This window comes from Mesorhizobium sp. M0293 (assembly GCF_040321735.1).
Lineage (GTDB): Bacteria > Pseudomonadota > Alphaproteobacteria > Rhizobiales > Rhizobiaceae > Mesorhizobium.
Genome location: NZ_JAMYSA010000325.1, coordinates 1 through 594 on the forward strand (window position 1 = coordinate 1; position 594 = coordinate 594).

Genomic DNA, 594 nt, shown 5'->3' on the forward strand with positions numbered 1-594 from the left:
CTCGATAGTGATCCGGCGACCGATCTGGGCGTCGTTGACGTTGGCGTCGGTGATGTCGAGGACGCGCGGATGGTCGGCCTTCGGGTCATAGACGACATGGACTTTCATGCCGCGGATGCGTCCGTTCGACTTGGCCCACTCGCACAGCTTGCCCAGTGGAATGGGGGTCGAGTCGATCAGCCGCAGCATTTCTTTACCCTCTTGCCGCGTCTGCCGGTCGAGCAGACCCGCCACCAGGCTGAAGGCCTCGGCAAAAATGGCGACCGGGCGCCGTCTGTTGGCATCCGACAAGGTCGAACGCATCAGCGGACCGCTGCCCAGGTGGTAATGATGCTGGCTGTTGGCGTTCCAACCGGCTTCCAGGCCACGCAGGCTGTCGCTGCCGCAGAACTGGGCATAGATCAACACCACCAGATGATCCCAACTCCTGAACGATTTGTCGTAGGCATCGCCGTCGTGACGATCCACAATGGCTTGGAATTGACGGCGATCCATGGCTTCAAGAAGCTGCCCGAAGATGCTAGGTGCAAAGCGCATGCCCCGTTCCTTTTCTGAGTCTCGACAACCAGAGAGAAGACGGACAAACCCCGTTTT

General features: G+C 59.8%; 1 protein-coding gene. It reads right to left on the minus strand.

Annotated features, from left to right (window positions below):
• A partial coding sequence (locus NKJ06_RS35710; RefSeq protein WP_352812641.1) for a DUF4372 domain-containing protein occupies positions 1–537 on the minus strand: 537 nt, incomplete at its 3' end.
• Positions 538–594 lie beyond the last annotated feature (57 nt).